The sequence below is a fragment of the Mesorhizobium sp. ISC15 genome, assembly GCF_037162615.1.
GTDB lineage: Bacteria > Pseudomonadota > Alphaproteobacteria > Rhizobiales > Rhizobiaceae > Mesorhizobium > Mesorhizobium mediterraneum.
Genome location: NZ_JAVSPX010000001.1, coordinates 451,441 through 472,828, shown reverse-complemented (window position 1 = coordinate 472,828; position 21,388 = coordinate 451,441). Strand labels below are relative to the sequence as shown.

Genomic DNA, 21,388 nt, shown 5'->3' with positions numbered 1-21,388 from the left:
TATTGGTTAACCACGATCTTTTCCGAAAACCGGATTCCACTTTTCGGGATCATGGTCTAGCGACTGCTCGCCGCGCTCGACTAGAAAGCGATGGGCGCCCGAAACCGCTGCCGTTTCGACCAAGCGATGGCCGGCATCGGTGCAGAAAGCAGGAATATCGATGACGGCCAGCGGGTCAGTGGTTTCCAGCCAGAGCCTGCTGCCCGGCCGCATCGCAGCCAGCCGCTTTTTTGCTTTCAGCACAGGCAGGGGGCAGTTCAGGCCCTTGAGGTCATAGACGGAAGTAGGCTTGGCCAAGCGCGAGAACCTCAGCCGCCGAACATGCCGAGCAGTTTGTTCTTCAGCTTTGTCACCCTGCTTTGATCGGCATTGGCCGCCTGCGTTTCGGCCGGGGCGGCAGCTTGGGGCGACGCGATTGTCGCGGTGGCGACAGGCGCTTCGGCCGCGGCCACGGCATCCCCCTCTTCGGCCAGCGAATTAATCTTGGCCGCTTCCGTTTCGGCCAGAGCCTGAGCCTTGGCCGCCTCTTTCTCGGCTTTGGCCGCCTCTATGGCGGCAAGCCTTTGCTCTTCGGCCTTCTGCTTGGCGGCTTTCTCCGCATCCAGCGCGGCCATCTTCCGGCCGGCCGGCGAATCGATGCGGCCCATGCGCGCCGTCTCTGTCACCGAGCCGTCGGCGTTGAACGACGGCGGCTCGATCGGCACGCGTTCGCCACGGGCGCGCTTTTTCGACCACTCGGAAACGATGCTGGCTTCCTTGATGCCGGCGATGGTTGGCTTGGGGGCCGGCACGCTGGCTTTGACCGCGCCGTTGAAAGCCGCTTCGTAGGTGCTCTGGTAGGCATTGAAGGCGCTCTTCAACGAATCCGGCTGCGTCGTCGTGGGGCAGGCGCCGGCCGGATCGAATGTCGCGCCGTCGGCCGCGACCTGGTTGAAGACGTAGCGCTTCTCGCAGACGTCGACCTTCGGCGGCACCTTGGTGATCTCGAAATTGTCGTAGCCGACCTTCAGCATCTTCCAGAATTCGTAGTTCGGATCCTTGCGATAACGCGCCATGTTGGCGGCGGTCATGCGGAACGGAAAGGCCTGGATCTGGAATTCGGTCTGCCCGCCCTGGAACGCATCGCGGCCGAAGGCGTAGATTTGCTCGATCTGCGCGTCGGTCATCGAATAGCAGCCCGACGACGAGCAGGCGCCATGGACCATCAGATGAGAACCGGTGCGGCCATTGGCGCGGTCGTAGGCGTTGGGATAGCCGATGTTGAAGGCAAGGTGGTAGCTCGACCGCGGATTCATCTGCGCCGGACGGACCGTATAGAAGCCTTCCGGCGCCTGGCGGTCGCCTTCGGTGAATTTGGGACCCAGCTTGCCCGACCATTTGCATATGTCGTAGCTGGCGACCAAGTCGTAGCGGCCGTTGGTCTTGGCCTTCCAGATTTCGAGCTTGCCCTCTTCCTTGAAGATGCGGGCCATCACCGGCGAGGTGCGGGTCATGCCCTTGGCCTTCATGCCGGCCAGGATCTTGTCGGGCAGCGGCTTGTTGGCCTGGGGGGCAAAATCCTTCATCGAAGAATCATTGCAGCCGGCGACCCCTATCGCGGCAATCAGAAGTCCGGTGCGGGCGAGCTTGGCAAACATGGGTATGGCTATGTCTTTTCTTTCGGACCGCAGGCATCAGCGCCGCCAGGCCCAACCCTAAGCCCGTTAACCTTGAAAATTCCTTACCGCAAGCGCCGGGCGCATCCCCTTACGGCAATTTGATTGAACCGAATGCCGCGGCATTTTTGTGGCGGACGTGCTCAATCTCGCCACATTGCGGCGCCGAACCTCGTCTTGCTAAAGATTTCGCCCCATAGCCAGGTATTTCTCGCGGCGCTGCTCACGAAAATCGGTGTTGGCGCCGGAGAATTCCTTCATCGTCTTGGCGATGAGGTCGCCGGTGGCGGCGATGACCGCTTCCGGGCCACGATGGGCGCCGCCCAGCGGTTCGGGAATGATGGCGTCAATGATCTTCAGCTCCAGCAGATCCTGGGCGGTGATCTTCATATTGGTCGCTGCATCCTTCGAGCGGGTGGTGTCGCGCCACAGGATCGAAGCGGCGCCTTCCGGCGAGATCACCGAATAGATGGCGTGCTCGAGCATGTAGACGCGGTTGGCGGTGGCGATGGCGATGGCACCGCCCGACCCGCCTTCGCCGATGACCACCGAGATCGACGGCACCTTCAGGCCGAGACAGGCCGATGTCGAGCGGGCAATGGCTTCCGCTTGGCCACGCTCCTCGGCGTTGACGCCGGGATAGGCGCCGGCCGTGTCGACCAGCGTCAGCAACGGGATGTTGAAACGGTCGGCGAGTTCCATCAGCCGCACCGCCTTGCGGTAGCCTTCCGGTCGCACCGAGCCGAAATTGTGCTTCAGCCGGCTGGCCGTGTCCGAACCTTTTTCCTGGCCGATGATCGCCACCGGCTCGCCACGAAAGCGGGCAAAGCCGCCGACGATCGCCTGATCCTCGCCGAAATTGCGGTCGCCGGCAAGCGGCGTGAAATCGTTGAACAGGCCTTTGATGTAGTCGATGCAATGCGGCCTGTCCGGATGGCGCGCCACCTGCACCTTCTGCCACGGGGTCAGCGCCTTGTAGGCGTCGCGCAGGGCGTCGCGCGAACGCTTCTCAAGACGGCTGATCTCATCGCCGACATCGACCGCCTCGCCATTCTCGGCGAGTTTCTTCAGCTCGAGGATCTTGCCCTCGAGATCGGCGACCGGCTTTTCGAAATCGAGGTAATTGTACATTCTTGAGCGGACCGATAGACCGGGAGGCAATGACTGGCGGAACCCAGGAAATAGAGGCTCCGGGCGATGGAACGTGGTCCTCACATAGCGATATGACGCCTAGTCGGCAAGCGGATGATGATCGTTGACCAGCCGCACCAGCCGCTCCTCCAGCACATGCGTGTAAATCTGCGTCGTTGAAATATCGGCATGGCCAAGCAACTGCTGCACGGCCCTGAGGTCGGCGCCGTTCTGCAGGAGATGGCTGGCGAAAGCATGGCGCAGCACATGCGGCGATATTTTCGCCGAGGCGATGCCGGCCCGCGCCGCAAGGCCCTTCAGGTCGCGGGCGAAGACCTGCCTGGAGAGATAGCCGCTATCGCCTGCTGCCGGAAACAGGAATGGGCTGTCTGCGAGAGCCGGCACCGTTGCCCGGGCAGAGAGCCAGGTCCGCATCGCCATGCGCGCCTTTGCCGACAGCGGAACCAGGCGTTCCTTGTCGCCCTTGCCACGCACCATGAAGAAACGATCGTCGCGCAGCGCTACCGTCACCGGCAGGCCGACCAGTTCGGAAACGCGCAGGCCGGTGGCGTAGAGCACCTCGACCAGTGCATGCAGGCGCAGCGCCGCCAGGCTGTCGCCATCGTTCAGCGAGGCGTCAGCTGCCTCTTGCGCCGCACGGTCGATCAGCCGGCCGGTGTCGGCCTCGCTCATCGTCTTCGGCAGCGGCCGGCCCTTCTTCGGGCTGTCCAGGGTTCCGGTCGGGTCGTCGCGGCGCAGGCCTTCAGCGTAAAGGAACTTAAAGAACTGGCGGATCGCCGACAGTTTGCGTGCCTGCGAGGTGGCGGCAAAACCGCGCGCGGCGATATCGTCGAGATAGGCGCGGATATCGCCGGCGGCGGCGCCCGCAAGCCCGCCATCGATCTCGGCCGAAGCGTCTTCGAGGTCGCGGCGATAGCTGGAAAGCGTGTTTTCGGCTGCGCCCCGCTCGGCGCTCATCATTTCCAGAAAGGCTTCGATGCGGGCTGCGCTGTTCATTTCTCTGGGTCAGTTTTCCTGGGATCAGTTTTTCTTGGGATTGAGCTTTTCCGGAGGAATGCGCACGCTCATTTCGGCCTTTCTCGGCTCGACGAACATCGCCAGAGCGAACATCGCGCCATAGACAATGCCGGCCAGAATCGTGAGCGTCACGACAAAGCGGAACAGTGTCGGCATCAATTTTCGCCCGTCTTGTTGTTCTGCGTTTCCAAACCCTGTGCCCTTATGAGACGCCAATCCGGCCAATTCAAGGACGAAGCTCGGCGCGCGCCACGCTTGACGCAAACAGGCTTTTGATGTCGATACGCCGGCAACGAGGTCCGTATGAGCGCGCTACCAGCAAATCCTCCTGACGAGAGCCATGCCGCGCTGCTCAGCCGGCTGGGCAACCGTTCCATCGTCTTTGTCGGCCTCATGGGCGCCGGCAAGACGGCGATCGGCCGCAAGGTGGCGGGGATCCTGGGACTGCCTTTCATCGACAGCGATCAGGAGATCGAAAGCGTGTCGCGCATGAGTGTCCCCGAATTGTTCGAACGCTATGGCGAGACCGAGTTCCGGGCGCTCGAGCAGCGCGTCATCCTGCGCGTGCTGGAGCACGGCCCGCAGGTGCTGTCGACGGGCGGCGGCGCCTTCATGAGCGCGCAGACGCGGGAGGCGATCGCCGGCCATGGCGTGTCGGTATGGCTGAAGGCCGAGATCGACCTCTTGATGGACCGCGTTTCCAAGAAGCAAAACCGGCCGCTCTTGAAAAGCGCCGATCCCCGCGCCGTGATCGAGCGGTTGATGGCCGAGCGCTATCCGGTCTACGCAGGCGCCGATGTCACCGTGCCGACCCGCGACGATCGCAAGGAGGTCATTGCGGCCGAGGTGGTGAGCGCGCTTTGCGGGTATTTCGGCGTTGCGGCCGCGACAGGCGAGGTGCGGTCGTGAGCGTCAATGCGACAGTCACCGTCGAAGTCGGGCTTGGCGATCGTGCCTATGACATTTTAATCGGCTCCGGCCTGCTTTCGCGCGCGGGCACCGAGATTTCGCGTCGCCTTCCAGGCACGCGCGCCGCGGTGGTCACCGACGACAATGTCGCCGCAGCACACCTCGAAACGTTGAAGGCCGGCCTCGAAAAGGGCGGCATTCAGCCTGCCGTCATCACGTTGCCGGCTGGGGAAAAGACCAAGAGTTTCGCGCATCTCGAGGAGGTGGTGGACGGCGTGCTGGCAGCCAGGCTTGAGCGCGGCGATGTCGTCATCGCGCTCGGCGGCGGTGTCATCGGCGACCTGGCCGGATTTGCCGCCGGCATCGTGCGCCGCGGCATGAATTTCGTGCAGATACCGACTTCGCTGCTCGCGCAGGTCGACTCTTCGGTCGGCGGCAAGACCGGCATCAACAGCGCGCGCGGCAAGAACCTCGTCGGCGTCTTCCATCAGCCGAAACTGGTGCTGGCCGATACCGAAGTGCTTGACACGCTGCCGATCCGGGAATTTAGGGCCGGTTATGCCGAACTCGCCAAATACGGGCTCATCGATCGCCCTGGCTTCTTCGCCTGGCTGGAGGAAAACTGGGGCAAAGTGTTTGCCGGCGGCCCGGAGCGGGCCGAAGCCATCGCCGAAGCCTGCCGCGCCAAGGCCGATGTCGTCGCCCGCGACGAGTTCGAGACCGGCGACCGCGCGTTGCTCAATCTCGGCCACACGTTCGGTCACGCGCTGGAGGCCGCCACCCGCTATGACAGCGCCCGTCTCGTCCACGGTGAGGGGGTCGCCATCGGCATGGCGCTGGCTTATCGCTTTTCGTCACGCCTCAATCTGGCAAGTCCCGACGATGCGGCGCGCGTCGAGACGCATCTTCGCGCCGTCGGCCTGCCTTGGCGCATGGCCGATATTCCGGGCGAATTGCCTGATGCCGAGGCGCTGCTTGCGTTCATCACCCAGGACAAGAAGGTGTCGCGCGGCGCGCTGACCTTCATCCTGACGCGCGGCATCGGCCAGGCGTTCATCGCCAGGGACGTGCCGGCATCGGAGGTGCTGTCGTTTCTAAGGGAGAACCATCCGGGTCAGCAAAGCCGCCCGGGTCAGCAAAGCCGCCCGGGTCAGCAGAAAAGCCGCCCGGGATGAACGAGACCGGCTGGATTGTCGCTGCTGTCCTAGCCGGGCTCGGCCTGCTCGCTTTCGCCTTTCGCGCGCGCCTGCTCGCCGCCTTCGGCTATGAACTGCAGCGCATCGAGCCGCAGCATTCGAACCATGATGAATCGCGCGGCGCCGTCGATGATGTTCGGCGCAACGGCCAGGCGGTGCGCGAGGATCGCGGCCGCATCGGCCGCCTGTCCGATCTCGACGAGCTCGAAGTGTCCGATGTCATGGTCCACCGCACCAATATGCGCTCGGTCAACGCCGACAATCCGCCGGAAGCGGTGGTGCGCGAGATCCTGCAGAGCCCGCATACCCGCATGCCCTTGTGGAAGGGCTCACTCGACAACATCGTCGGCGTGCTGCATGCCAAGGACCTCCTGCGCGCGCTGAACGATGTCGGCAACGACTTTTCCCAGATTGACGTGATGAAGATCGCGACAAAACCGTGGTTCGTGCCCGACACCACGACGCTGCAGGAACAGCTCAACGCCTTCCTGCGTCGCAAGGCGCATTTCGCCATCGTCGTCGACGAGTATGGCGAGGTCGAGGGGCTGGTGACGCTGGAGGATATCATCGAGGAGATCGTCGGCGAGATCGCCGACGAGCACGATATCGACATTCAGGGCGTCAAGCAGGAAGCCGACGGCTCCGTCGTCGTCGACGGCACTGTGCCGATCCGCGACCTGAACCGGGCGCTCGACTGGGACTTGCCGGACGAGGAAGCCACCACCATTGCCGGTCTCGTCATCCACGAGACGCAATTGATCCCGGACGAGAAGCAGGCTTTCACCTTTCACGGCAAGCGCTTCGTCGTCATGAAGCGCGACAAGAACCGGATCGCAAGGCTGAGGATCAGGCCGGCCGGCGACATTTAGCTTCTTGTCCCGGCTAACCAATCCTTGACTGGACGCTCGCCGCGCTCGCGTGCACTTTCGACTGGGCTGTCTGGAGATGACGGTGATCGATCGGCGAACCCTGCTTTTGATGTCGATGGCTTTGCTGCCTGCCAGCGCTTCAGCGTCATCGCGCCGGCGCTCTCTTTCTCCGCAAACGTTCGACTACGGACCGGCCAAGCTCGACATCTACTCGCGCGATGGCGCAACCGGCCTGCCTGTGGTCATTTTTATCCATGGCGGTGCCTGGCGGGCCGGCAACCGCACCAACGTCAACGTTAAGCCGGACTTCCTGCTCGACAATGGCTTCTGCTTCGTCTCCATCGACTATCGGATGCTGCCTAAGGCCGATGTCGCCACCCAGGCCGACGACGTCGAGCAGGCATATCGCTACGTGCGCGCCAACATCGCCAGACACGGCGGCGATCCGAACCGGATAGCGATCATGGGCCATTCGGCCGGCTGCCATCTCGCTGCGTTGACCGGGCTGCGCGGCGGTCTGCCCGGCGTCGCGGCGCTGGTACTGAACGATACCAGGGCCTATGATTTGGAGGCGCTTGCGAGAAGCGGCGACATGACACGCGCCTATGCCCGGGCCTTTCCCGATCCGGCGCAATGGCGCGCGCTGTCGCCAGCCTTCCACGTCGGGAGCCGCAAGCATCCGCCTGCCTTCGTCGCCTATTCGCGCGCAGCGGGTCGTGCGGCAGCCTCACAGGCCTTCGCCGAGCGCCTGCGGGCAACCGGAACGGAAGTCATTTTGTTCGACGGCAGCGCCTATTCGCACATGTCGATCAATCGCGATTTCGGCGACGAAGGCGACGCCTTGACCCGTGCGGTGATGATTTTCCTGAAGGCAGCGCTCGGCTGATGCCTACCACCTGGTCTTTTCGTCCGGCGCGGCCGGCTCGATCGCCAGCGCATGGACACCGGCCTTCAGCTCGTCGGCCAGCAATTCGTTGACCGCGCGGTGGCGCTCGATGCGGCTCATGCCGGCAAAGGCTGAGGAGACGATGCGAACGCGGAAATGCGTCTCGCCGGTGCCGTCATAGGTGCCGTGATGGTCGGAGTCCTGATGGTGATGGCCGGCATGGAGATGGCTTTCGTTGATGATGACCAGCCGCTCCGGCGAGAACGCCTTCTTCAACTTGCCTTCCATCGTTGACTGTATGGACATTCGTACTTCCCTTCACCACATATGGCTGGCGCATGATCCCCGAAAATCGGTGCTCTTTGCGCGTCCAGGAGGACGCGCAATGCCGTCGCCGCGACAAAATTCGCCAATCGCCCGCTTTATGCCGCGATTCAGCGGTTAGGGCGATCATCGCGAAAATGTCAATTCTTGTTTCGCACCGGCGAACAGCCCATAAATGGGTGAGATGAAACCGTACCCCAAATATTTCGAGAAAATCCGCATCCGCCCGGAGAAGGATGCGGAGCTGAAGTCGCGCTCGCCGATCTGCCAGTGGGACGGTTGCAAGGAGGCCGGCACCCATCGCGCGCCGGTCGGGCGCATGAAGGAGGGCGAATATTTTCAGTTCTGCTTCGATCATGTGCGTGAGTACAACAAGGGCTTCAATTATTTCTCCGGCGTCCCCGACACCGAGATCGCCCGCTTCCAGAAGGAAGCGATGACCGGCCACCGGCCGACATGGAAGATGGGCGTCAACGGCGCCTCGACGCGCTCCTCGCCGGATTTCGCCCAGCAGCGTTCCGGCCGCGCCGGCTACTACAACCGCATGCGCGATCCGTTCGACCTGTTCAAAGGTCCGAAGGATCCGCGCGAGGTGCGCGAGCGCAAGGCCAAGCCGCTTGAGGCCAAGGCGCTGGAAACGCTTGGCCTTGATACAAAGGCGACTGGCAAGGATATCAAGGCGCGCTATAAGGAACTGGTGAAACGCCACCATCCGGATGCGAATGGCGGCGACAGAGGTTCGGAAGACCGGTTCCGCGATGTGCTCCAGGCATATCGCGTGCTCAAGCAGGCAGGATTGTGCTGAGCGACCTTACGGTTCGTGTCGTTTTCCAACTTTCATAAGGTTGGAAAAGGCTCTAAGACCGCCCCCGGACAAAATAGATTGCCGGCGAAATCAGGCGTTTCGCCCGTGGAGACGTTGATAGTGATGAACAAGGTCGATCGCGACATCGCCAACCTGCCCGACACCACGGTGTCGGTGAAGGAGAAATTTGGCTTCGAGTCCAAGATGGTGGTGCCGGCCTACTCGGTGACGAGCGAGCATGTGCCCGACATCGATCCGGACTATCTGTTCGACAAGAACACGACGATGGCGATCCTCGCCGGCTTCGCCTACAACCGCCGCGTCATGGTGTCGGGCTATCACGGCACCGGCAAATCGACGCATATCGAGCAGGTCGCCGCCCGTCTCAACTGGCCGTGCGTGCGCGTCAATCTCGACAGCCATGTCAGCCGTATCGATCTCGTCGGCAAGGATGCGATCGTCGTCAAGGACGGGCTGCAGATCACCGAGTTCCGCGACGGCATCCTGCCCTGGGCCTACCAGCACAATGTCGCGCTGTGCTTCGACGAATACGATGCCGGCCGTCCGGACGTGATGTTCGTCATCCAGCGCGTGCTGGAATCGTCCGGCCGGCTGACGCTGCTCGACCAGAGCCGGGTTATCCGCCCGCATCCGGCGTTCCGGCTGTTTTCCACCGCCAACACGGTCGGGCTGGGCGATACCACCGGCCTTTATCACGGCACCCAGCAGATCAACCAGGCGCAGATGGACCGTTGGTCGATCGTCACCACGCTGAACTATCTGCCGCACGACAATGAGGTGAACATCGTGCTGGCCAAGGCCAAGCACTACCGCGACGGCAAGGGTAAGGAGATCGTCAACAAGATGGTGCGCGTCGCCGACATGACGCGTTCGGCCTTCATCAACGGCGATCTTTCGACTGTCATGAGCCCGCGCACGGTCATCACCTGGGCCGAGAATGCCGAAATATTCGGTGATATCGGCATGGCGTTCCGGCTGACCTTCCTCAACAAGTGCGACGAGCTGGAACGCTCGCTCGTGGCCGAGTTCTACCAGCGTGCCTTCGGCGAAGATCTGCCGGAATCGGCGGCCAATGTGGTGCTGGGCTAAACAGAGTTCTCGATGGCGGGTCCGGGCGACAACACGCGCAACAAGTCGAAGACGGGGTCTGAAGCCGACAGCTTCAAGCGTGCCGTCACCGTCTGCATGCGCGCGATTGCCGGCGACAAAGAACTCGAGGTCGGTTTCGCCAAGGACCGGCCGGCGCTCGCCGGCAGCCGCGCCCGTCTGCCTGAACTGCCGAAGAAGGCGTCGAAGGCCGATATCGCCATCACCCGCGGTCTCGGCGATTCCATGGCGCTGAAGCGCGCCTGCCACGACGCGCGCATCCACACCAGGCTGGCGCCGGAAGGCAAGCAGGCCCGCGCCATCTACGATGCGGTCGAGCAGGCCCGCGTCGAGGCGATCGGCTCCCGCGCCATGCAAGGTGTGGCCGACAATATCGGCTCGATGCTCGAGGACAAATACGCCAGAGCCAACCTCATCGACGTCAAGGACAAGGCGGATGCTCCGATCGAGGAGGCGTTGGCCCTGATGGTGCGCGAAAAGCTGACCGGCCGCACTGTCCCGAAGAGCGGCGAGCGGCTGGTCGACCTCTGGCGCCCGTGGGTCGAGGAGAAGGCCAGTGCCGATCTCGACGGGCTGTCGGCAAAGCTCGACGACCAGCAGGCCTTCGCCCGTGTCGTGCGCGAGATGCTGGCTTCCATGGAAATGGCCGAGGAGCTCGGCGACGACCAGGAGACCGAAGACTCCGAGGACAATGACGACAACCAGCCGCAAGGCGAGGAGCAGAGCGAGGAGGGCGGCGAGGACGATTCCGGCTCCGAGCAGTCGCAGTCCGACGACACCGAGGCGTCGTCCGACGACGAGCAATCGGCCGAGACGGAGGCGTCAGATGCCACCGCCGACGACCTGTCCGACGATGACGACGCCGATGCCGAGACGCCCGGCGAGGCGCGCCGCAACGACAATCCCTTCGCCAATCTGTCGAAGGAGATCGACTACAAGGTCTTCACCACCGCCTTCGACGAGACGGTGGGTGCGGAAGACCTGTGCGAGGAAGAGGAGCTGGATCGGCTGCGCGCCTTCCTCGACAAGCAGCTTGCCAACCTGTCGGGTGTTGTCGGCCGGCTGGCCAACCGGCTGCAGCGCCGCCTGATGGCGCAGCAGAACCGGTCCTGGGATTTCGATCTCGAAGAGGGTTATCTCGATCCGGCGCGGCTGGTGCGCGTCGTCATCGATCCGATGCAGCCGCTGTCCTTCAAGCAGGAACGGGACACCAAATTCCGCGACACGGTGGTGACGCTGGTGCTCGACAATTCGGGCTCGATGCGCGGCCGGCCGATCACGGTCGCCGCCACCTGCGCCGACATTCTGGCGCGGACGCTGGAGCGCTGCGGCGTCTCGGTAGAGATCCTCGGCTTCACCACCCGCGCCTGGAAGGGCGGTCAGGCACGCGAGAAATGGCTGAAGGAAGGCAAGCCGCCGAATCCCGGGCGGCTCAACGATTTGCGCCACATCATCTACAAATCCGCCGACCATCCGTGGCGGCGGGCACGCCGCAATCTGGGCCTGATGATGCGCGAGGGCCTGCTTAAGGAAAACATCGACGGCGAGGCGTTGCTGTGGGCGCATAACCGCCTGATCGCCCGGCCGGAGCAGCGCAAGATCCTGATGATGATCTCGGACGGCGCGCCGGTTGACGATTCGACACTGTCGGTCAATCCGGGCAACTATCTCGAACGGCATCTGCGCGCCGTTATCGAACTGATCGAGACGCGCTCACCGGTCGAGCTCTTGGCCATCGGCATCGGCCACGACGTCACCCGCTATTACAGGCGCGCCGTCACCATCGTCGACGCCGAGGAACTGGCCGGCGCCATGACCGAGCAGCTCGCGTCGCTGTTTGGCGAGGAAAGCGCGCGGGACACGCGACGCGGCGGCATGCGGCGTGCCGGATGATTTTTTTGCGGGGCGGCTTTCGGCAGACGCTTTTCGCCGCCACAGCGCTGTTCGTTGCCGGCATCGCCTTGTCGCCTTCCATCGCCGTCGGCCCGGTTTCGGTCGAGCCGATCGAAATCTCGGCACGGCCGATAACCCGGTTTCACATCGGCCGTGACGAAAAGCGGTTCGGTCCGCTCGAATTCGTCGGCGGGCTGGAAATGACTTCGCCGTCACGCGATTTCGGCGCGCTGTCGGCGTTTCGCTTCCTCAAGCCCGGCAGTGATTTCATCGGCGTCGCCGACACCGGTTTCTGGTTCTTCGGCACGGTCACTCATGATGCCGACAAGCGCCCGTCGGGCATCCAGAATTTCCGCATGCAGCAGATGATCGACGCATCAGGCCAGCCGATCGACGAGAAATGGGAGGTCGACGCCGAAGGCCTTGCGGTCAAGGACGGCATTGCCACGGTCGGCTTCGAGCGCAACCACCGTGTCGCCCAGTTCAAATTCGATCCGCACGATATGAAGGCGCCGTTGAAGCAACTGGACTTCCTGATTCCGGCCTGGGAGCTTCGTCGGAATCGCGGCTTTGAGACAGGCACCCATGCCAATCCTCACGGGCAGCACGAGGGCGGGCTGGTCGTGGTGTCGGAAAAGAGCCTCGACAAATCAGGCAATATCTATGCGGCTGTCATCGAAGGGCCGCACAAGGGCGTCTTCACCGTCAAGCGCAACGGTGAATTCGACATCACCGACGGTGCGTTCCTGCCGGACGGCGACCTTCTGCTTTTGGAGCGCAGCTTCTCGATGGCCGGCGGCGTCAAGATGCGGCTGAGGCGCATCTATGGTGAAAGCGTCGAGAAGGGCGCCGTCGCCGACGGGCCGGTGCTGATGGAAGCCGACATGGCCTACCAGATCGACAATATGGAAGGGCTCGACGTCTGGACCCGCGACGATGGCGCGCTGATGGTGTCGCTGATCTCGGACGACAACCACTCGATGCTGCAACGCAACCTCTACCTGGAATTCGTCCTGCACGAGGATTGAGAGGCGGTCGGCGAGGGATGGCCGATAAGCCGAAAAGAAGTCTAAAGCTTCGCGCTGGCTGCCGCAGGCCGGAGTCCGTTGATCGCGACCCAGACGACGTGGCGCGCGCCACGCTTGCCGTTGGCGCGGACCTTGACTTCCTCGACCGCGAAGCCTGCCTGCTTGAGCCTGCGGGTAAAACCGCTGTCGGGTCCCTGCGACCAGACCGCCAGCACGCCGCCGGGCTTGAGCGCTGCTCTCGCGCTGTTCAACCCGGCTAGACTGTAAAGAGCATCGTTGGCCTTGTGGACGATTCCTTCCGGCCCGTTGTCGACGTCGAGCAGAATGGCATCCCAGGCAGAGGCTTCCGATCGCATGAGCTGCCCGACATCCGCTTCGCGAACAATCACACGCGGATCGTCGAGACAGCCGCCGAACACCGAGGCCATCGGGCCGCGCGCCCACGCCACGACGGCGGGCACCAACTCGGCAACAACGATACCGGCATCGGCGCCAAGCTCGGCAAGGGCAGCGCGCAGCGTGAAGCCCATGCCCAGCCCGCCGATCAGGATTTTCGGCTGGCTGCGGCCGGCAATCCTTTGGCAAGTCAGGCTGGCCAGCGCTTCCTCGGAGCCGCTGAGGCGGCTGTTCATCAGCTCGTTCGAGCCAAGCATGATCGAGAACTCGGCGCCGCGCCGTTTCAGGCGAAGCTCCTGGCCGCCGTCAGGCGTTTTTGCAGTGTCGAGCTGGACCCATGGGATCACTGCCTATGCCGCCAGTGCCGGCTGGCTCCAGCGGGCGGCAAGCAGCCGATAGGGGATCAGCGCCACCACGGCGATGATCAGCTTCACGCCGAGGTCGCCGAGCGCCCATGACACCCAGCGCATGGTCTCGACCGACAGCACGCCCATCAGCGGCGCGGTTTCGAGCGCGAAGCCATCGTTCGGGCCAGCGAAGGCGAAGGCCGCCGAAAAGGCGACGGTGAAGAACACGGCGGTGTCGAACACCGAGCCGACCAGCGTGCCGACGATCGGCGCGCGCCACCAGCTCTGCCGGCGCAGCCGGTTGAATACGGTCACGTCGAGCAATTGCGCGATCAGGAACGCGGCGCCGGAAGCCGCCGCAATGCGCACCAGCCGGTCGGCGGCCGTCTCGAATTCGATCAGGCCGTGGCGGAACAGCAAGGGCGGGATGAGGATCGAGCAGATCACCGCCGCCATGAAGCCGACAAAGACGATCCGGCGCGCCACGGCCGGGCCGTAGCGGCGATTGGCAAGGTCGGTGACCAAGAACGAGAAGGGATAGGTGAAGGCGCCCCAGGTCAAAATGTCGGCCAGCGACAGGCCGCCGATCGCACCTTGCACCGGAAACTGCACGAGGATGTTCGACGCCACCACGACAAGCGCCATGGCCGCAACAAAGGGCAGATATCGGGAGAAAAAACTCATTTTTTTATCCTGGGTAATGGAACCAGCGGGGTGTCATACCGAGTTCGGACGACACTCCTTGGAAGGCAGCCGCCTGAAAAATTAAGCGGCCGGCTGTTCGGCCAGCTTCTTGGCGATCTGCTTCTTCAGCAGGCGGGCGCGCTGCGACAACTCCTTGGCGTCGGCCTTGGCCAGGAACGCATCAAGGCCGCCGCGATGCTCGACCGAACGCAGCGCGTTGGCGGAAATGCGCAGGCGCACATTCTGGTTCAGCGCTTCCGAGATCAGCGTCACATTGACGAGATTCGGCAGGAAGCGACGCTTGGTCTTGTTGTTGGCGTGGCTCACATTGTTGCCGGACATGACTGCCTTGGCAGTGAGTTCGCAGGTGCGGGACATGGTTCTAAACCTTCAGTTCTCGGTCTGGCCAAACCTTTGAGCCCGCGCCGGGTGGCGCGCGGTTTCGGTCAGGCGGCCTTATGGAAAAGTTGGCGTTCCTTAGTTGCATTTCGCCGATGCGTCAAGCTCCGGCTTGCGCATGGTGTGACGGCGCCTTTCACATAAAGGCCGGAATTCAGCCTATAAGCGGTCGCACAGGGACATGCCAGGCCGGAGTTGCCATCTCCGGTCAAAAATCGAGGACCGATCCCGCCATGCTTCGTTCGTCTCATGCTCTCCTTGCCTCGCTTGCCGTGGCGCTGCCGACGGCAACGTCTGCCGCCACGCCGCAATCCTTCAAGGGCGAGTATACGGTGTCGATCCTCGGCCTCTCTGTGGCGAAGGCAACCTTTTCCAGCAGTTACCAAGGCGACACCTATTCGATCGATGGCAGCGTCTCCAGCGCCGGCCTCGCCACAATGTTCGACGACACGCGTGGCACGATCTCATCAAAGGGCAAGATTTTGGGCAAGCGATTGCAGCCGCAGGCGTTCCGCGCCGACTACAAGTCGGGCGAGAAGGCGTCGATGATCGATATACAGTTCGCCAATGGCACTGTTACCGCGACAAAGGTCGTGCCGGCGCCGAAGAAGCGCAATCCGAAGAATTGGATACCGCTGGGCGCCAGCGATCTCGCCTCGGTGCTCGATCCGATGGCCGCCACCGTGATCCATGCCGATAGTCTCGACGAGGTCTGCGGGCGCACGGTGAAACTCTACGACGGCGAGATGCGCGCCGATCTGACGTTGACCTACGATTCGAAGGGCTCGACCTCGGTGCGCGGCTACAAGGGCGATACCGTCACTTGCAGGATGGGTTTTGAGCCGGTGGCGGGTTATCGCAAGAACCGCAAAGCATTGAATTACTTGAAGAAGCGCAGCCGCATCATGGTGACGTTTGCGCCGCTTGGCCAAACCGGCGTATATGCGCCGATCCACGCCACGGTCACGACGAAAATCGGCACTCTCACCGTCAGCGCGGAGCGGTTCGAAGCAACAGAATAGGCGCGATCGCGCGCCGCCGGAGACGGATATGGGGCGCGCAACACTGATCGGCTTCTCGGCGGTCGCCATGTGGGCGCTGCTGGCGCTGCTTACGGACGCTTCCGGCGCGGTGCCGCCGTTCCTGCTCTCGGCGATCACCTTCACGATCGGCACCGGTGTCGGGCTCGTCGCGCGGCTGTTCATGCCGGCCGCCGACAGGAGCGAGAAGATACCGCGCCGAGTGTGGGTGATCGGCATTGCCGGCCTGTTCGGCTATCATTTCTTCTACTTCACCGCGCTGCGCAACGCGCCGGCGGTGGAGGCGAGCCTCATCGCCTATCTATGGCCGCTGCTGATTGTGCTCGGGTCGGCGCTGATGCCGGGCGAGCGGCTGGCCTGGAACCATGTCGTCGGCGCGCTGCTCGGCCTTGCCGGTACTTTCCTGATCGTCACCAAGGGCGGTGGGCTTGCCTTCGACGCACATTATGCCTTCGGCTATGCGATGGCCGGCGTCTGCGCCGTGCTGTGGTCGTCCTATTCGCTGTTGTCGCGGCGCTTCCCGTCGGTGCCTACCAGCATCGTCACCTGGTTCTGTGCGGCTACCGCAGCGCTTTCGCTTATCTGCCATCTCATGCTGGAAGAGACGGTGCTGCCCGTCGGCGCCGGCCAGTGGCTGGCCGTGCTCGGCCTCGGGCTGATGCCGGTGGGCGCGGCCTTCTACGCCTGGGATATCGGCGTCAAGCGCGGCAACATCCAGGTGCTGGGCGCGGCGAGCTATGCCGCGCCGCTGCTGTCGACGCTGGTGCTGATATCAGCCGGTTTCGCCGAGCCGTCCTTGCGCATCCTCGCTGCCTGCGTGCTGATCACCGGCGGGGCAGCCCTTGCGGCGAAATCGCTGTTCTTACGCAAGCAGACAACGAGCGAGGCCAGCGCGTGATGCCGTTTTCCGGCGGCATCGACGCCAACGCCAATGCGACGCTGCTGTTTTCGCTGGTGGCGGCCGTGATCTACGCCTTCACCATCGACATGTCACCAACGCTGGCGCGCTCGGCGGCAAAGACGCTGGCCGTGGCAATGCTTGCCGTGCTGGCCTCGCTGCAGGGCGGTCCATGGCTGCTCGTCGCGGCGCTGGCGTTCAGCGCCACCGGCGATGCATTCCTGTCGCGCGACGCTGAAAAGGCTTTTCTCGGCGGGCTGGCCAGTTTTCTCGTTGCGCATGGGCTTTACATCGCGCTGTTCCTGCGTTCCGGCGGTGGGATCGGGCTGCTCTCGGCCGAGCCGTGGCGTGCGGCGATTGCCGTGGTAATGATCGTGTTCGCGCTCGCCATGCTTTTTGCGCTCTGGCGCCGCGTCGGTCCCGCCTTGCGCCTTCCCGTCAGCGTCTATATCGCGGCAATCCTTGCTATGGGGATTTCAGCACTCACCCTGAGCAATGTCTGGGTTATCGGCGGCGCCGTGCTGTTCATGGCGTCCGACGGGCTGCTCGCCTCGGAAAAGTACCTGCTGTCCGCCATCTCGCCGCACCGCGCCTGGATGCGCTACGCGGTCTGGGCGCTGTATTACGCCGCCCAACTGGGGATCACTCTGGGTTTCCTGCTGGGTTAGGACTCCAGCCTGGTGCGGCCAGTTCGAAGGCCGCGAAATCGAAGCCCGGCGCCACGGTGCAGCCGACCAGCGTCCATTCGCCCAGGCTGCGTGCCGACTGCCACCAGCCTGCCGGCACGACGATCTGCGGCCGCTCGCCTGCCGCCAGTGCCGTGCCGAGCACCTGCTCGATCACCGGCCCGTCTTTCTCATGCATCGACAGCGCCAGCGGGGCGCCGGCATAGAAGTGCCAGACCTCGGCCGCGTCCTGACCCGGTGCCAGGCCGACAATTGATCTTGCTCCAGCAGGAAGTAAATCGCGGTCGAATGGCCGCGCGCGCCTTCTGCGCCATCGCGGAAGGTCTCGGCATACCAGCCGCCTTCCGGATGCGGTTTCAGGCCGAGCGTTTCGATGATTTCGGCGGAGGTGGTCACGGTTTCCAGACCATCAATGGCGCTCAGAAATTATCCTTGCGCTTGCGTATCTCGGCGAACACTTCGACGTCGGATGCTTTCTCCATGCCGAGATGCTTGCGGATTGCCGGATCATGCCAGCGCAGGAACGGATTGGTCGATAGTTCCTCGCCGATCGTGGTCGGCAGCGTCGGCTTGCCATCGGCGCGCAGCGCCTCGATTTTCGCGGCGCGTTCCTTCAGTGCCGAATTGGTCGGGTCAACGGTCAGCGCGAAGCGGGCGTTGGAAAGCGTGTATTCATGGCCGCAATAGACGACCGTCTCGGCCGGAAGTGCCGCGAGCTTCTTCAACGAATCGTACATCACCGGCGGCTTGCATTCGAACAGTCGGCCGCAGCCGAGCGCGAACAGCGTGTCGGCGGTGAACGCCACTTTCGACGCCGGCAGATGATAGGACACATGGCCCGCCGTGTGGCCGGGCGTGGCGATCACGTCGATCCTCTCCTCGCCGAGGTGGATGACCGAGCCTTGCTCCACGGTTTCGTCGATGCCGGGGATCTTGGCCTTTTCCGCCTCCGGCCCGACGATGCGCAGCTTGAAGCGTTCCTTCAGCGCCAGATTGGCTTCGACATGGTCGACATGGTGATGGGTGGTCAGGATCATCGTCGGCGTCCAGCCGGTACGCTCGATCGCAGCCAGGATCGGCGCCTCCTCCGGCGCGTCGATAATCGCGGTCTGGCCGCTTTTGGGGTCGTGCACCAGCACACCGAAATTGTCGCTGCGGCACATGAACTGTTCGATTTCGACCGGCATCGCATCTCTCCTTTATCGCCGCAGACATACGGCGCTTGCCCGCGGATGTCATCCGCCTTTGTTGAACTTGGACTGCATCGAAGATACCGTCCCGCGCATGCATTCCGATATCGTCGATCTCCGCTCTTTCTATTCGACCACGCTCGGGCGATTGGCCGAACGCTCGATCACAATGGCGTTGTCCTCAATATGGGCTGTCGTGCCCAATGAGCGGCTGGTTGGCCTTGGCTACACCTTGCCGTGGCTGGAGCGATTCGGCGCCGACGCAGAGCGGGTCTTTGCTTTCATGCCGGCGACGCAAGGCGCGGTGGTCTGGCCGGCCACGGGGCCGACCGCGACCGCGCTGGTCTTCGATGAGGAATTGCCGCTGGTCGATGCTTCCATCGACCGCATGCTGCTCGTCCATTCACTCGAACATGCCGAGAACCCGCGCGAGACGCTGAACGAAATCTGGCGGGTGCTGTCGCCCGCCGGCCGCGTCGTCATCGTCGTGCCAAACCGGCGCGGTGTCTGGGCCCGTTTCGAGCATACGCCGTTCGGCAGCGGCCGGCCTTTCTCGCGCGGCCAGCTCACCGAATTGCTGCGCGAAGCAAACTTCACGCCCGCCGCCTGGTCCGATGCCCTGTTTTTCCCACCATCGCGGCGACGCTTCATGATGCAGCTCCACAACGTGCTGGAACGCGCCGGCCGCAGGCTCTGGCCGATCTTTTCCGGCGTCATCGTGGTCGAGGCGCAGAAGCGGCTCTATCAGGGCGTGCCGGTCGTCCAGCGCGCCTCTCGCCGCGTCTTCGTGCCGGTTTTCTCGCCGCATGGCGCCACAAGGCTCGGCCGGATAGCGCGGACCGGGAACGCAACATTGCCGGTCCGTCGATGACATTTTCGTGATCGGAATCGCGTTTTTCTCGCCTATCTGTCGAGGACGGGCTCGCTACCCGATTGAGTCGACTTGTTCACCGGTTTCAGCACCGCTTTTCGAATCCAAGGACTTCATCAATGGCTGATCATCCGGATGTCGAGGCCAGGGCCAAGCCGGTTGCCGCGTCGATCGAGGCCAGCAGCCTGCGCGACCAACTGGCGACAATCAAGCTGGCGCTAGGTACCTCGCCGATCCGCAAGCAACTGCTCTGGGCCAGCATCGGCATAGTCGCCGTCATTGTGGCAACCTCGATCGGGCAGGTCCTGCTCAATCGCTGGAACGAGCCCTTTTACGACGCGCTGGCGCGGCGCGACATGCAGGGTTTCCTGCACCAGCTTATGATCTTTGCCGCCATCGCCGGCGGGCTTGTGGTGCTCAATGTCGGCCAGACCTGGCTCGACCAGATGATCCGGCTGAAGCTGCGTGAGGCGTTGACCCTCGACCTGATCGGCGAATGGATGCGGCCGGCGCGCGCCTTCCGGCTTGCCAATGCCGGCGCCATCGGCGTCAATCCTGACCAGCGCCTGCAGCAGGATGCTGGGCATCTCTCCGATCTTTCTACCGGTCTCGGCATAGGGCTATTGCAGTCGTTCATTCTGCTTGTTTCCTTCGTCGGCGTCTTGTGGTCGCTGTCTTCGGGCTTCGTTTTCCATATCGGCGGCTATTCGCTGGCCATTCCGGGCTACATGGTGTGGGCCGCGATCCTCTATGCCGGCACCGCCTCCTGGTTGAGCTGGCTGGTCGGACGGCCGCTCATCCGCTTCAATAGCGACCGCTACACGCGTGAAGCGGAGCTGCGCTCCTCGGTGGTCCGCGTCAACGAGAATGTCGATGCCATCGCGCTTGCGCACGGCGAGGCCGACGCGAGACGACGGCTGGAGTTCGACCTCGGCACGGTGCTGGGCGCGATGCGGCGCATCTATAGCGCTCAGATCAATCTTTCCTGGGTGACCGACACCTATGGCTGGATCACTGTCGTCGCGCCGATCCTCGTCGCCTCGCCGGTCTATTTCGCCGGCGATATCAGCTTCGGCGGGCTGATGATGGCTGTCGGCGCCTTCAACCAGGTGCATTCCTCGTTGCGCTGGTTCATCAACAATATCGGCGGCATCGCCGATTGGCGCGCCACGCTGATGCGCGTCGCCGATTTCCGCATCGCGCTTGTTGAAACGGATGTGCTGCACGACGCCAAAGAACGCATCACAATCGGCGAAAATCCGAATGGCAGGCTGACATTCGAGAAACTCGAGATTGCGTCGCGGGATGGATGCACGAAGCTCGCCGAGGCCCATGTCGAAATCCGCGCCGGCGAGCGCGTCATGATCACCGGAGATCCGCGCGCCGGCAAGACGCTGTTCTTTCGCGCCATTGCCGGTCTGTGGCCGTGGGGAAGCGGGCGGATCGGCATGCCGGCCGGAGAGGTGCCCGCCTTCGTTCCCCGCAAGCCCTATTTCCCGCTCGGCACACTGCGCGAGGTGCTCGACCACGCCAATGCCGGGGTCAGCGATGCCGAGATCTCGGCGGTGCTTGCCGAGGTCGGTCTCGAGCGTCTGTCGTCCTCGCTCGACCGCTCGGCGCGCTGGGAGCGCGAATTGAGCGATGACGAGCAGCGCCTGCTTGCCTTTGCCCGGCTGGTCCTGCGGCAGCCGAAATGGGTGATCATCGACGAGGCTTTGGACACGTTCGACGGCGCGACGCTGAGGCGGGTGCTGTCGATGCTGGAGGCGCGTCTTGCCGACGCCGCGATCCTCAATATCGGCCGTGGCCAACATAACAGTGAATTCTTTCCGCGCTCATTGGCGATCGTGAGAGATGTCGGCCGACCAGCCCTCAAGCCAGTCCGTGTCAGGGCCGGCGCGATCGAGCCTCCCCCGGCCGTCGCCGCAACCTACCAAGAGACATAGCCGGCCATCCCAGCCAAGCTTTATTTCGCCGTGATCGCAGCGAAAGATTGCCGGTATCGCTCGGAGGTC

General features: G+C 63.4%; 23 protein-coding genes and 1 pseudogene. 13 read left to right on the top strand and 11 right to left on the bottom strand.

Features of this window, described 5'->3' with window-relative positions; all coding sequences use genetic code 11:
- Window positions 1-6 precede the first annotated feature (6 nt).
- From RPG13_RS02370 to RPG13_RS02350, 5 genes are all read right to left on the bottom strand, one after another.
- Window positions 7-297: a sulfurtransferase TusA family protein gene (locus tag RPG13_RS02370; RefSeq protein WP_095485920.1), complete on the bottom strand. Its 291-nt coding sequence runs from the start codon at window positions 295-297 to the stop codon at window positions 7-9.
- A gap of 11 nt (window positions 298-308) precedes the next feature.
- Window positions 309-1,637: a L,D-transpeptidase family protein gene (locus RPG13_RS02365; protein WP_095485921.1), complete on the bottom strand. Its 1,329-nt coding sequence runs from the start codon at window positions 1,635-1,637 to the stop codon at window positions 309-311.
- A 198-nt stretch (window positions 1,638-1,835) separates the two neighbouring features.
- Entirely contained in the window at window positions 1,836-2,786 is a 951-nt protein-coding gene (locus RPG13_RS02360; protein WP_095485922.1) for an acetyl-CoA carboxylase carboxyltransferase subunit alpha, read from the bottom strand.
- 99 nt (window positions 2,787-2,885) lie between these two features.
- The gene (locus RPG13_RS02355) at window positions 2,886-3,803 is read right to left on the bottom strand and encodes a site-specific tyrosine recombinase XerD (protein WP_126104712.1); all 918 of its coding nucleotides are present in this window, start codon (window positions 3,801-3,803) and stop codon (window positions 2,886-2,888) included.
- A 24-nt stretch (window positions 3,804-3,827) separates the two neighbouring features.
- Window positions 3,828-3,980, bottom strand: coding sequence for a histidine kinase (locus RPG13_RS02350; protein ID WP_095485924.1), 153 nt, complete (start codon window positions 3,978-3,980; stop codon window positions 3,828-3,830).
- Between the two features lie 147 nt (window positions 3,981-4,127).
- On the opposite strand from RPG13_RS02350, the gene RPG13_RS02345 reads away from it, so the two are divergent.
- The 4 genes from RPG13_RS02345 (at window position 4,128) to RPG13_RS02330 (ending at window position 7,684) form a co-directional block, all read left to right on the top strand.
- Window positions 4,128-4,733, top strand: a complete 606-nt coding sequence (locus tag RPG13_RS02345) for a shikimate kinase (RefSeq protein ID WP_128242943.1) — start codon at window positions 4,128-4,130, stop codon at window positions 4,731-4,733.
- Window positions 4,730-5,908, top strand: coding sequence for a 3-dehydroquinate synthase (gene aroB / locus RPG13_RS02340; protein WP_337124326.1), 1,179 nt, complete (start codon window positions 4,730-4,732; stop codon window positions 5,906-5,908). The genes RPG13_RS02345 and aroB overlap by 4 nt, the downstream gene beginning before the upstream one ends.
- The gene (locus tag RPG13_RS02335) at window positions 5,905-6,798 is read left to right on the top strand and encodes an HlyC/CorC family transporter (protein ID WP_127288523.1); all 894 of its coding nucleotides are present in this window, start codon (window positions 5,905-5,907) and stop codon (window positions 6,796-6,798) included. The genes aroB and RPG13_RS02335 overlap by 4 nt, the downstream gene beginning before the upstream one ends.
- Window positions 6,799-6,880: 82 nt before the next feature.
- Window positions 6,881-7,684: an alpha/beta hydrolase gene (locus RPG13_RS02330; protein WP_337124325.1), complete on the top strand. Its 804-nt coding sequence runs from the start codon at window positions 6,881-6,883 to the stop codon at window positions 7,682-7,684.
- A gap of 3 nt (window positions 7,685-7,687) precedes the next feature.
- Here RPG13_RS02330 and RPG13_RS02325 read toward each other — a convergent pair whose 3' ends face one another.
- Window positions 7,688-7,990: a BolA family protein gene (locus RPG13_RS02325; RefSeq protein ID WP_123148609.1), complete on the bottom strand. Its 303-nt coding sequence runs from the start codon at window positions 7,988-7,990 to the stop codon at window positions 7,688-7,690.
- Window positions 7,991-8,183: 193 nt separating this feature from the next.
- On the opposite strand from RPG13_RS02325, the gene RPG13_RS02320 reads away from it, so the two are divergent.
- The 4 genes from RPG13_RS02320 (at window position 8,184) to RPG13_RS02305 (ending at window position 12,862) form a co-directional block, all read left to right on the top strand.
- Window positions 8,184-8,813, top strand: coding sequence for a J domain-containing protein (locus tag RPG13_RS02320; RefSeq protein ID WP_095485929.1), 630 nt, complete (start codon window positions 8,184-8,186; stop codon window positions 8,811-8,813).
- Between the two features lie 123 nt (window positions 8,814-8,936).
- Window positions 8,937-9,923, top strand: coding sequence for a cobaltochelatase subunit CobS (gene cobS, locus RPG13_RS02315; RefSeq protein ID WP_095485930.1), 987 nt, complete (start codon window positions 8,937-8,939; stop codon window positions 9,921-9,923).
- Between the two features lie 12 nt (window positions 9,924-9,935).
- Window positions 9,936-11,834 (top strand): cobaltochelatase subunit CobT, encoded by a 1,899-nt coding sequence (gene cobT / locus RPG13_RS02310; protein ID WP_095485931.1) that lies wholly within the window; start codon window positions 9,936-9,938, stop codon window positions 11,832-11,834.
- Window positions 11,831-12,862 carry an esterase-like activity of phytase family protein gene (locus RPG13_RS02305; protein ID WP_127288527.1) on the top strand — a complete coding sequence of 344 codons (1,032 nt, stop codon included), beginning with the start codon at window positions 11,831-11,833 and terminating at the stop codon, window positions 12,860-12,862. Before cobT ends, RPG13_RS02305 begins: the two co-directional genes overlap by 4 nt.
- A gap of 41 nt (window positions 12,863-12,903) precedes the next feature.
- Here RPG13_RS02305 and RPG13_RS02300 read toward each other — a convergent pair whose 3' ends face one another.
- The 3 genes from RPG13_RS02300 to rpmB form a co-directional block, all read right to left on the bottom strand.
- Entirely contained in the window at window positions 12,904-13,605 is a 702-nt protein-coding gene (locus tag RPG13_RS02300; RefSeq protein ID WP_126104719.1) for a spermidine synthase, read from the bottom strand.
- 3 nt (window positions 13,606-13,608) lie between these two features.
- Window positions 13,609-14,289 carry a queuosine precursor transporter gene (locus tag RPG13_RS02295; protein WP_127205121.1) on the bottom strand — a complete coding sequence of 227 codons (681 nt, stop codon included), beginning with the start codon at window positions 14,287-14,289 and terminating at the stop codon, window positions 13,609-13,611.
- An 81-nt stretch (window positions 14,290-14,370) separates the two neighbouring features.
- On the bottom strand, window positions 14,371-14,667 hold the full coding sequence (rpmB, locus tag RPG13_RS02290; RefSeq protein WP_006328411.1) for a 50S ribosomal protein L28: 297 nt from the start codon (window positions 14,665-14,667) through the stop codon (window positions 14,371-14,373).
- A gap of 254 nt (window positions 14,668-14,921) precedes the next feature.
- Here rpmB and RPG13_RS02285 point away from each other — a divergent pair, with 254 nt between their 5' ends.
- From RPG13_RS02285 to RPG13_RS02275, 3 genes are read left to right on the top strand one after another with little or no spacing between them, the layout of a single operon-like run.
- On the top strand, window positions 14,922-15,710 hold the full coding sequence (locus tag RPG13_RS02285) for a DUF3108 domain-containing protein (RefSeq protein WP_292714123.1): 789 nt from the start codon (window positions 14,922-14,924) through the stop codon (window positions 15,708-15,710).
- A gap of 28 nt (window positions 15,711-15,738) precedes the next feature.
- On the top strand, window positions 15,739-16,626 hold the full coding sequence (gene yddG / locus RPG13_RS02280; RefSeq protein ID WP_292714125.1) for an aromatic amino acid exporter YddG: 888 nt from the start codon (window positions 15,739-15,741) through the stop codon (window positions 16,624-16,626).
- Window positions 16,626-17,294, top strand: coding sequence for a lysoplasmalogenase (locus RPG13_RS02275; protein ID WP_292714191.1), 669 nt, complete (start codon window positions 16,626-16,628; stop codon window positions 17,292-17,294). Before yddG ends, RPG13_RS02275 begins: the two co-directional genes overlap by 1 nt.
- Here the strand turns inward: RPG13_RS02275 and RPG13_RS02270 are convergent.
- Window positions 17,269-17,708, bottom strand: a pseudogene (locus RPG13_RS02270) (cupin domain-containing protein). The gene RPG13_RS02275 and the pseudogene RPG13_RS02270 sit on opposite strands and share 26 nt — an antisense overlap.
- Before the next feature lie 23 nt (window positions 17,709-17,731).
- On the bottom strand, window positions 17,732-18,499 hold the full coding sequence (gene gloB, locus RPG13_RS02265) for a hydroxyacylglutathione hydrolase (RefSeq protein WP_095485941.1): 768 nt from the start codon (window positions 18,497-18,499) through the stop codon (window positions 17,732-17,734).
- A gap of 97 nt (window positions 18,500-18,596) precedes the next feature.
- Here gloB and RPG13_RS02260 point away from each other — a divergent pair, with 97 nt between their 5' ends.
- Together RPG13_RS02260 and RPG13_RS02255 are read left to right on the top strand one after the other, a co-directional pair.
- Window positions 18,597-19,373: a class I SAM-dependent methyltransferase gene (locus RPG13_RS02260; RefSeq protein ID WP_095486031.1), complete on the top strand. Its 777-nt coding sequence runs from the start codon at window positions 18,597-18,599 to the stop codon at window positions 19,371-19,373.
- A 119-nt stretch (window positions 19,374-19,492) separates the two neighbouring features.
- Complete coding sequence (locus RPG13_RS02255) at window positions 19,493-21,319, top strand: ABC transporter ATP-binding protein/permease (protein WP_337124324.1); 1,827 nt, start codon at window positions 19,493-19,495, stop codon at window positions 21,317-21,319.
- The last annotated feature ends 69 nt before the right edge of the window (window positions 21,320-21,388 follow it).

Excerpts from the sequence above, each read along its gene's own strand:
- RPG13_RS02260 (WP_095486031.1), top strand. The coding sequence starts at position 18,597 with ATGCATTCCGATATCGTCGATCTCCGCTCTTTCTATTCGACCACGCTC.
- RPG13_RS02345 (WP_128242943.1), top strand. The coding sequence starts at position 4,128 with ATGAGCGCGCTACCAGCAAATCCTCCTGACGAGAGCCATGCCGCGCTG.
- RPG13_RS02255 (WP_337124324.1), top strand. The coding sequence starts at position 19,493 with ATGGCTGATCATCCGGATGTCGAGGCCAGGGCCAAGCCGGTTGCCGCG.
- RPG13_RS02335 (WP_127288523.1), top strand. The coding sequence starts at position 5,905 with ATGAACGAGACCGGCTGGATTGTCGCTGCTGTCCTAGCCGGGCTCGGC.
- RPG13_RS02295 (WP_127205121.1), bottom strand. The coding sequence starts at position 14,289 with ATGAGTTTTTTCTCCCGATATCTGCCCTTTGTTGCGGCCATGGCGCTT.
- RPG13_RS02360 (WP_095485922.1), bottom strand. The coding sequence starts at position 2,786 with ATGTACAATTACCTCGATTTCGAAAAGCCGGTCGCCGATCTCGAGGGC.
- RPG13_RS02275 (WP_292714191.1), top strand. The coding sequence starts at position 16,626 with ATGCCGTTTTCCGGCGGCATCGACGCCAACGCCAATGCGACGCTGCTG.
- RPG13_RS02325 (WP_123148609.1), bottom strand. The coding sequence starts at position 7,990 with ATGTCCATACAGTCAACGATGGAAGGCAAGTTGAAGAAGGCGTTCTCG.
- gloB (WP_095485941.1), bottom strand. The coding sequence starts at position 18,499 with ATGCCGGTCGAAATCGAACAGTTCATGTGCCGCAGCGACAATTTCGGT.
- RPG13_RS02320 (WP_095485929.1), top strand. The coding sequence starts at position 8,184 with ATGGGTGAGATGAAACCGTACCCCAAATATTTCGAGAAAATCCGCATC.
- cobT (WP_095485931.1), top strand. The coding sequence starts at position 9,936 with ATGGCGGGTCCGGGCGACAACACGCGCAACAAGTCGAAGACGGGGTCT.
- RPG13_RS02285 (WP_292714123.1), top strand. The coding sequence starts at position 14,922 with ATGCTTCGTTCGTCTCATGCTCTCCTTGCCTCGCTTGCCGTGGCGCTG.
- RPG13_RS02350 (WP_095485924.1), bottom strand. The coding sequence starts at position 3,980 with ATGCCGACACTGTTCCGCTTTGTCGTGACGCTCACGATTCTGGCCGGC.
- RPG13_RS02365 (WP_095485921.1), bottom strand. The coding sequence starts at position 1,637 with ATGTTTGCCAAGCTCGCCCGCACCGGACTTCTGATTGCCGCGATAGGG.
- RPG13_RS02305 (WP_127288527.1), top strand. The coding sequence starts at position 11,831 with ATGATTTTTTTGCGGGGCGGCTTTCGGCAGACGCTTTTCGCCGCCACA.
- RPG13_RS02355 (WP_126104712.1), bottom strand. The coding sequence starts at position 3,803 with ATGAACAGCGCAGCCCGCATCGAAGCCTTTCTGGAAATGATGAGCGCC.
- rpmB (WP_006328411.1), bottom strand. The coding sequence starts at position 14,667 with ATGTCCCGCACCTGCGAACTCACTGCCAAGGCAGTCATGTCCGGCAAC.
- cobS (WP_095485930.1), top strand. The coding sequence starts at position 8,937 with ATGAACAAGGTCGATCGCGACATCGCCAACCTGCCCGACACCACGGTG.
- yddG (WP_292714125.1), top strand. The coding sequence starts at position 15,739 with ATGGGGCGCGCAACACTGATCGGCTTCTCGGCGGTCGCCATGTGGGCG.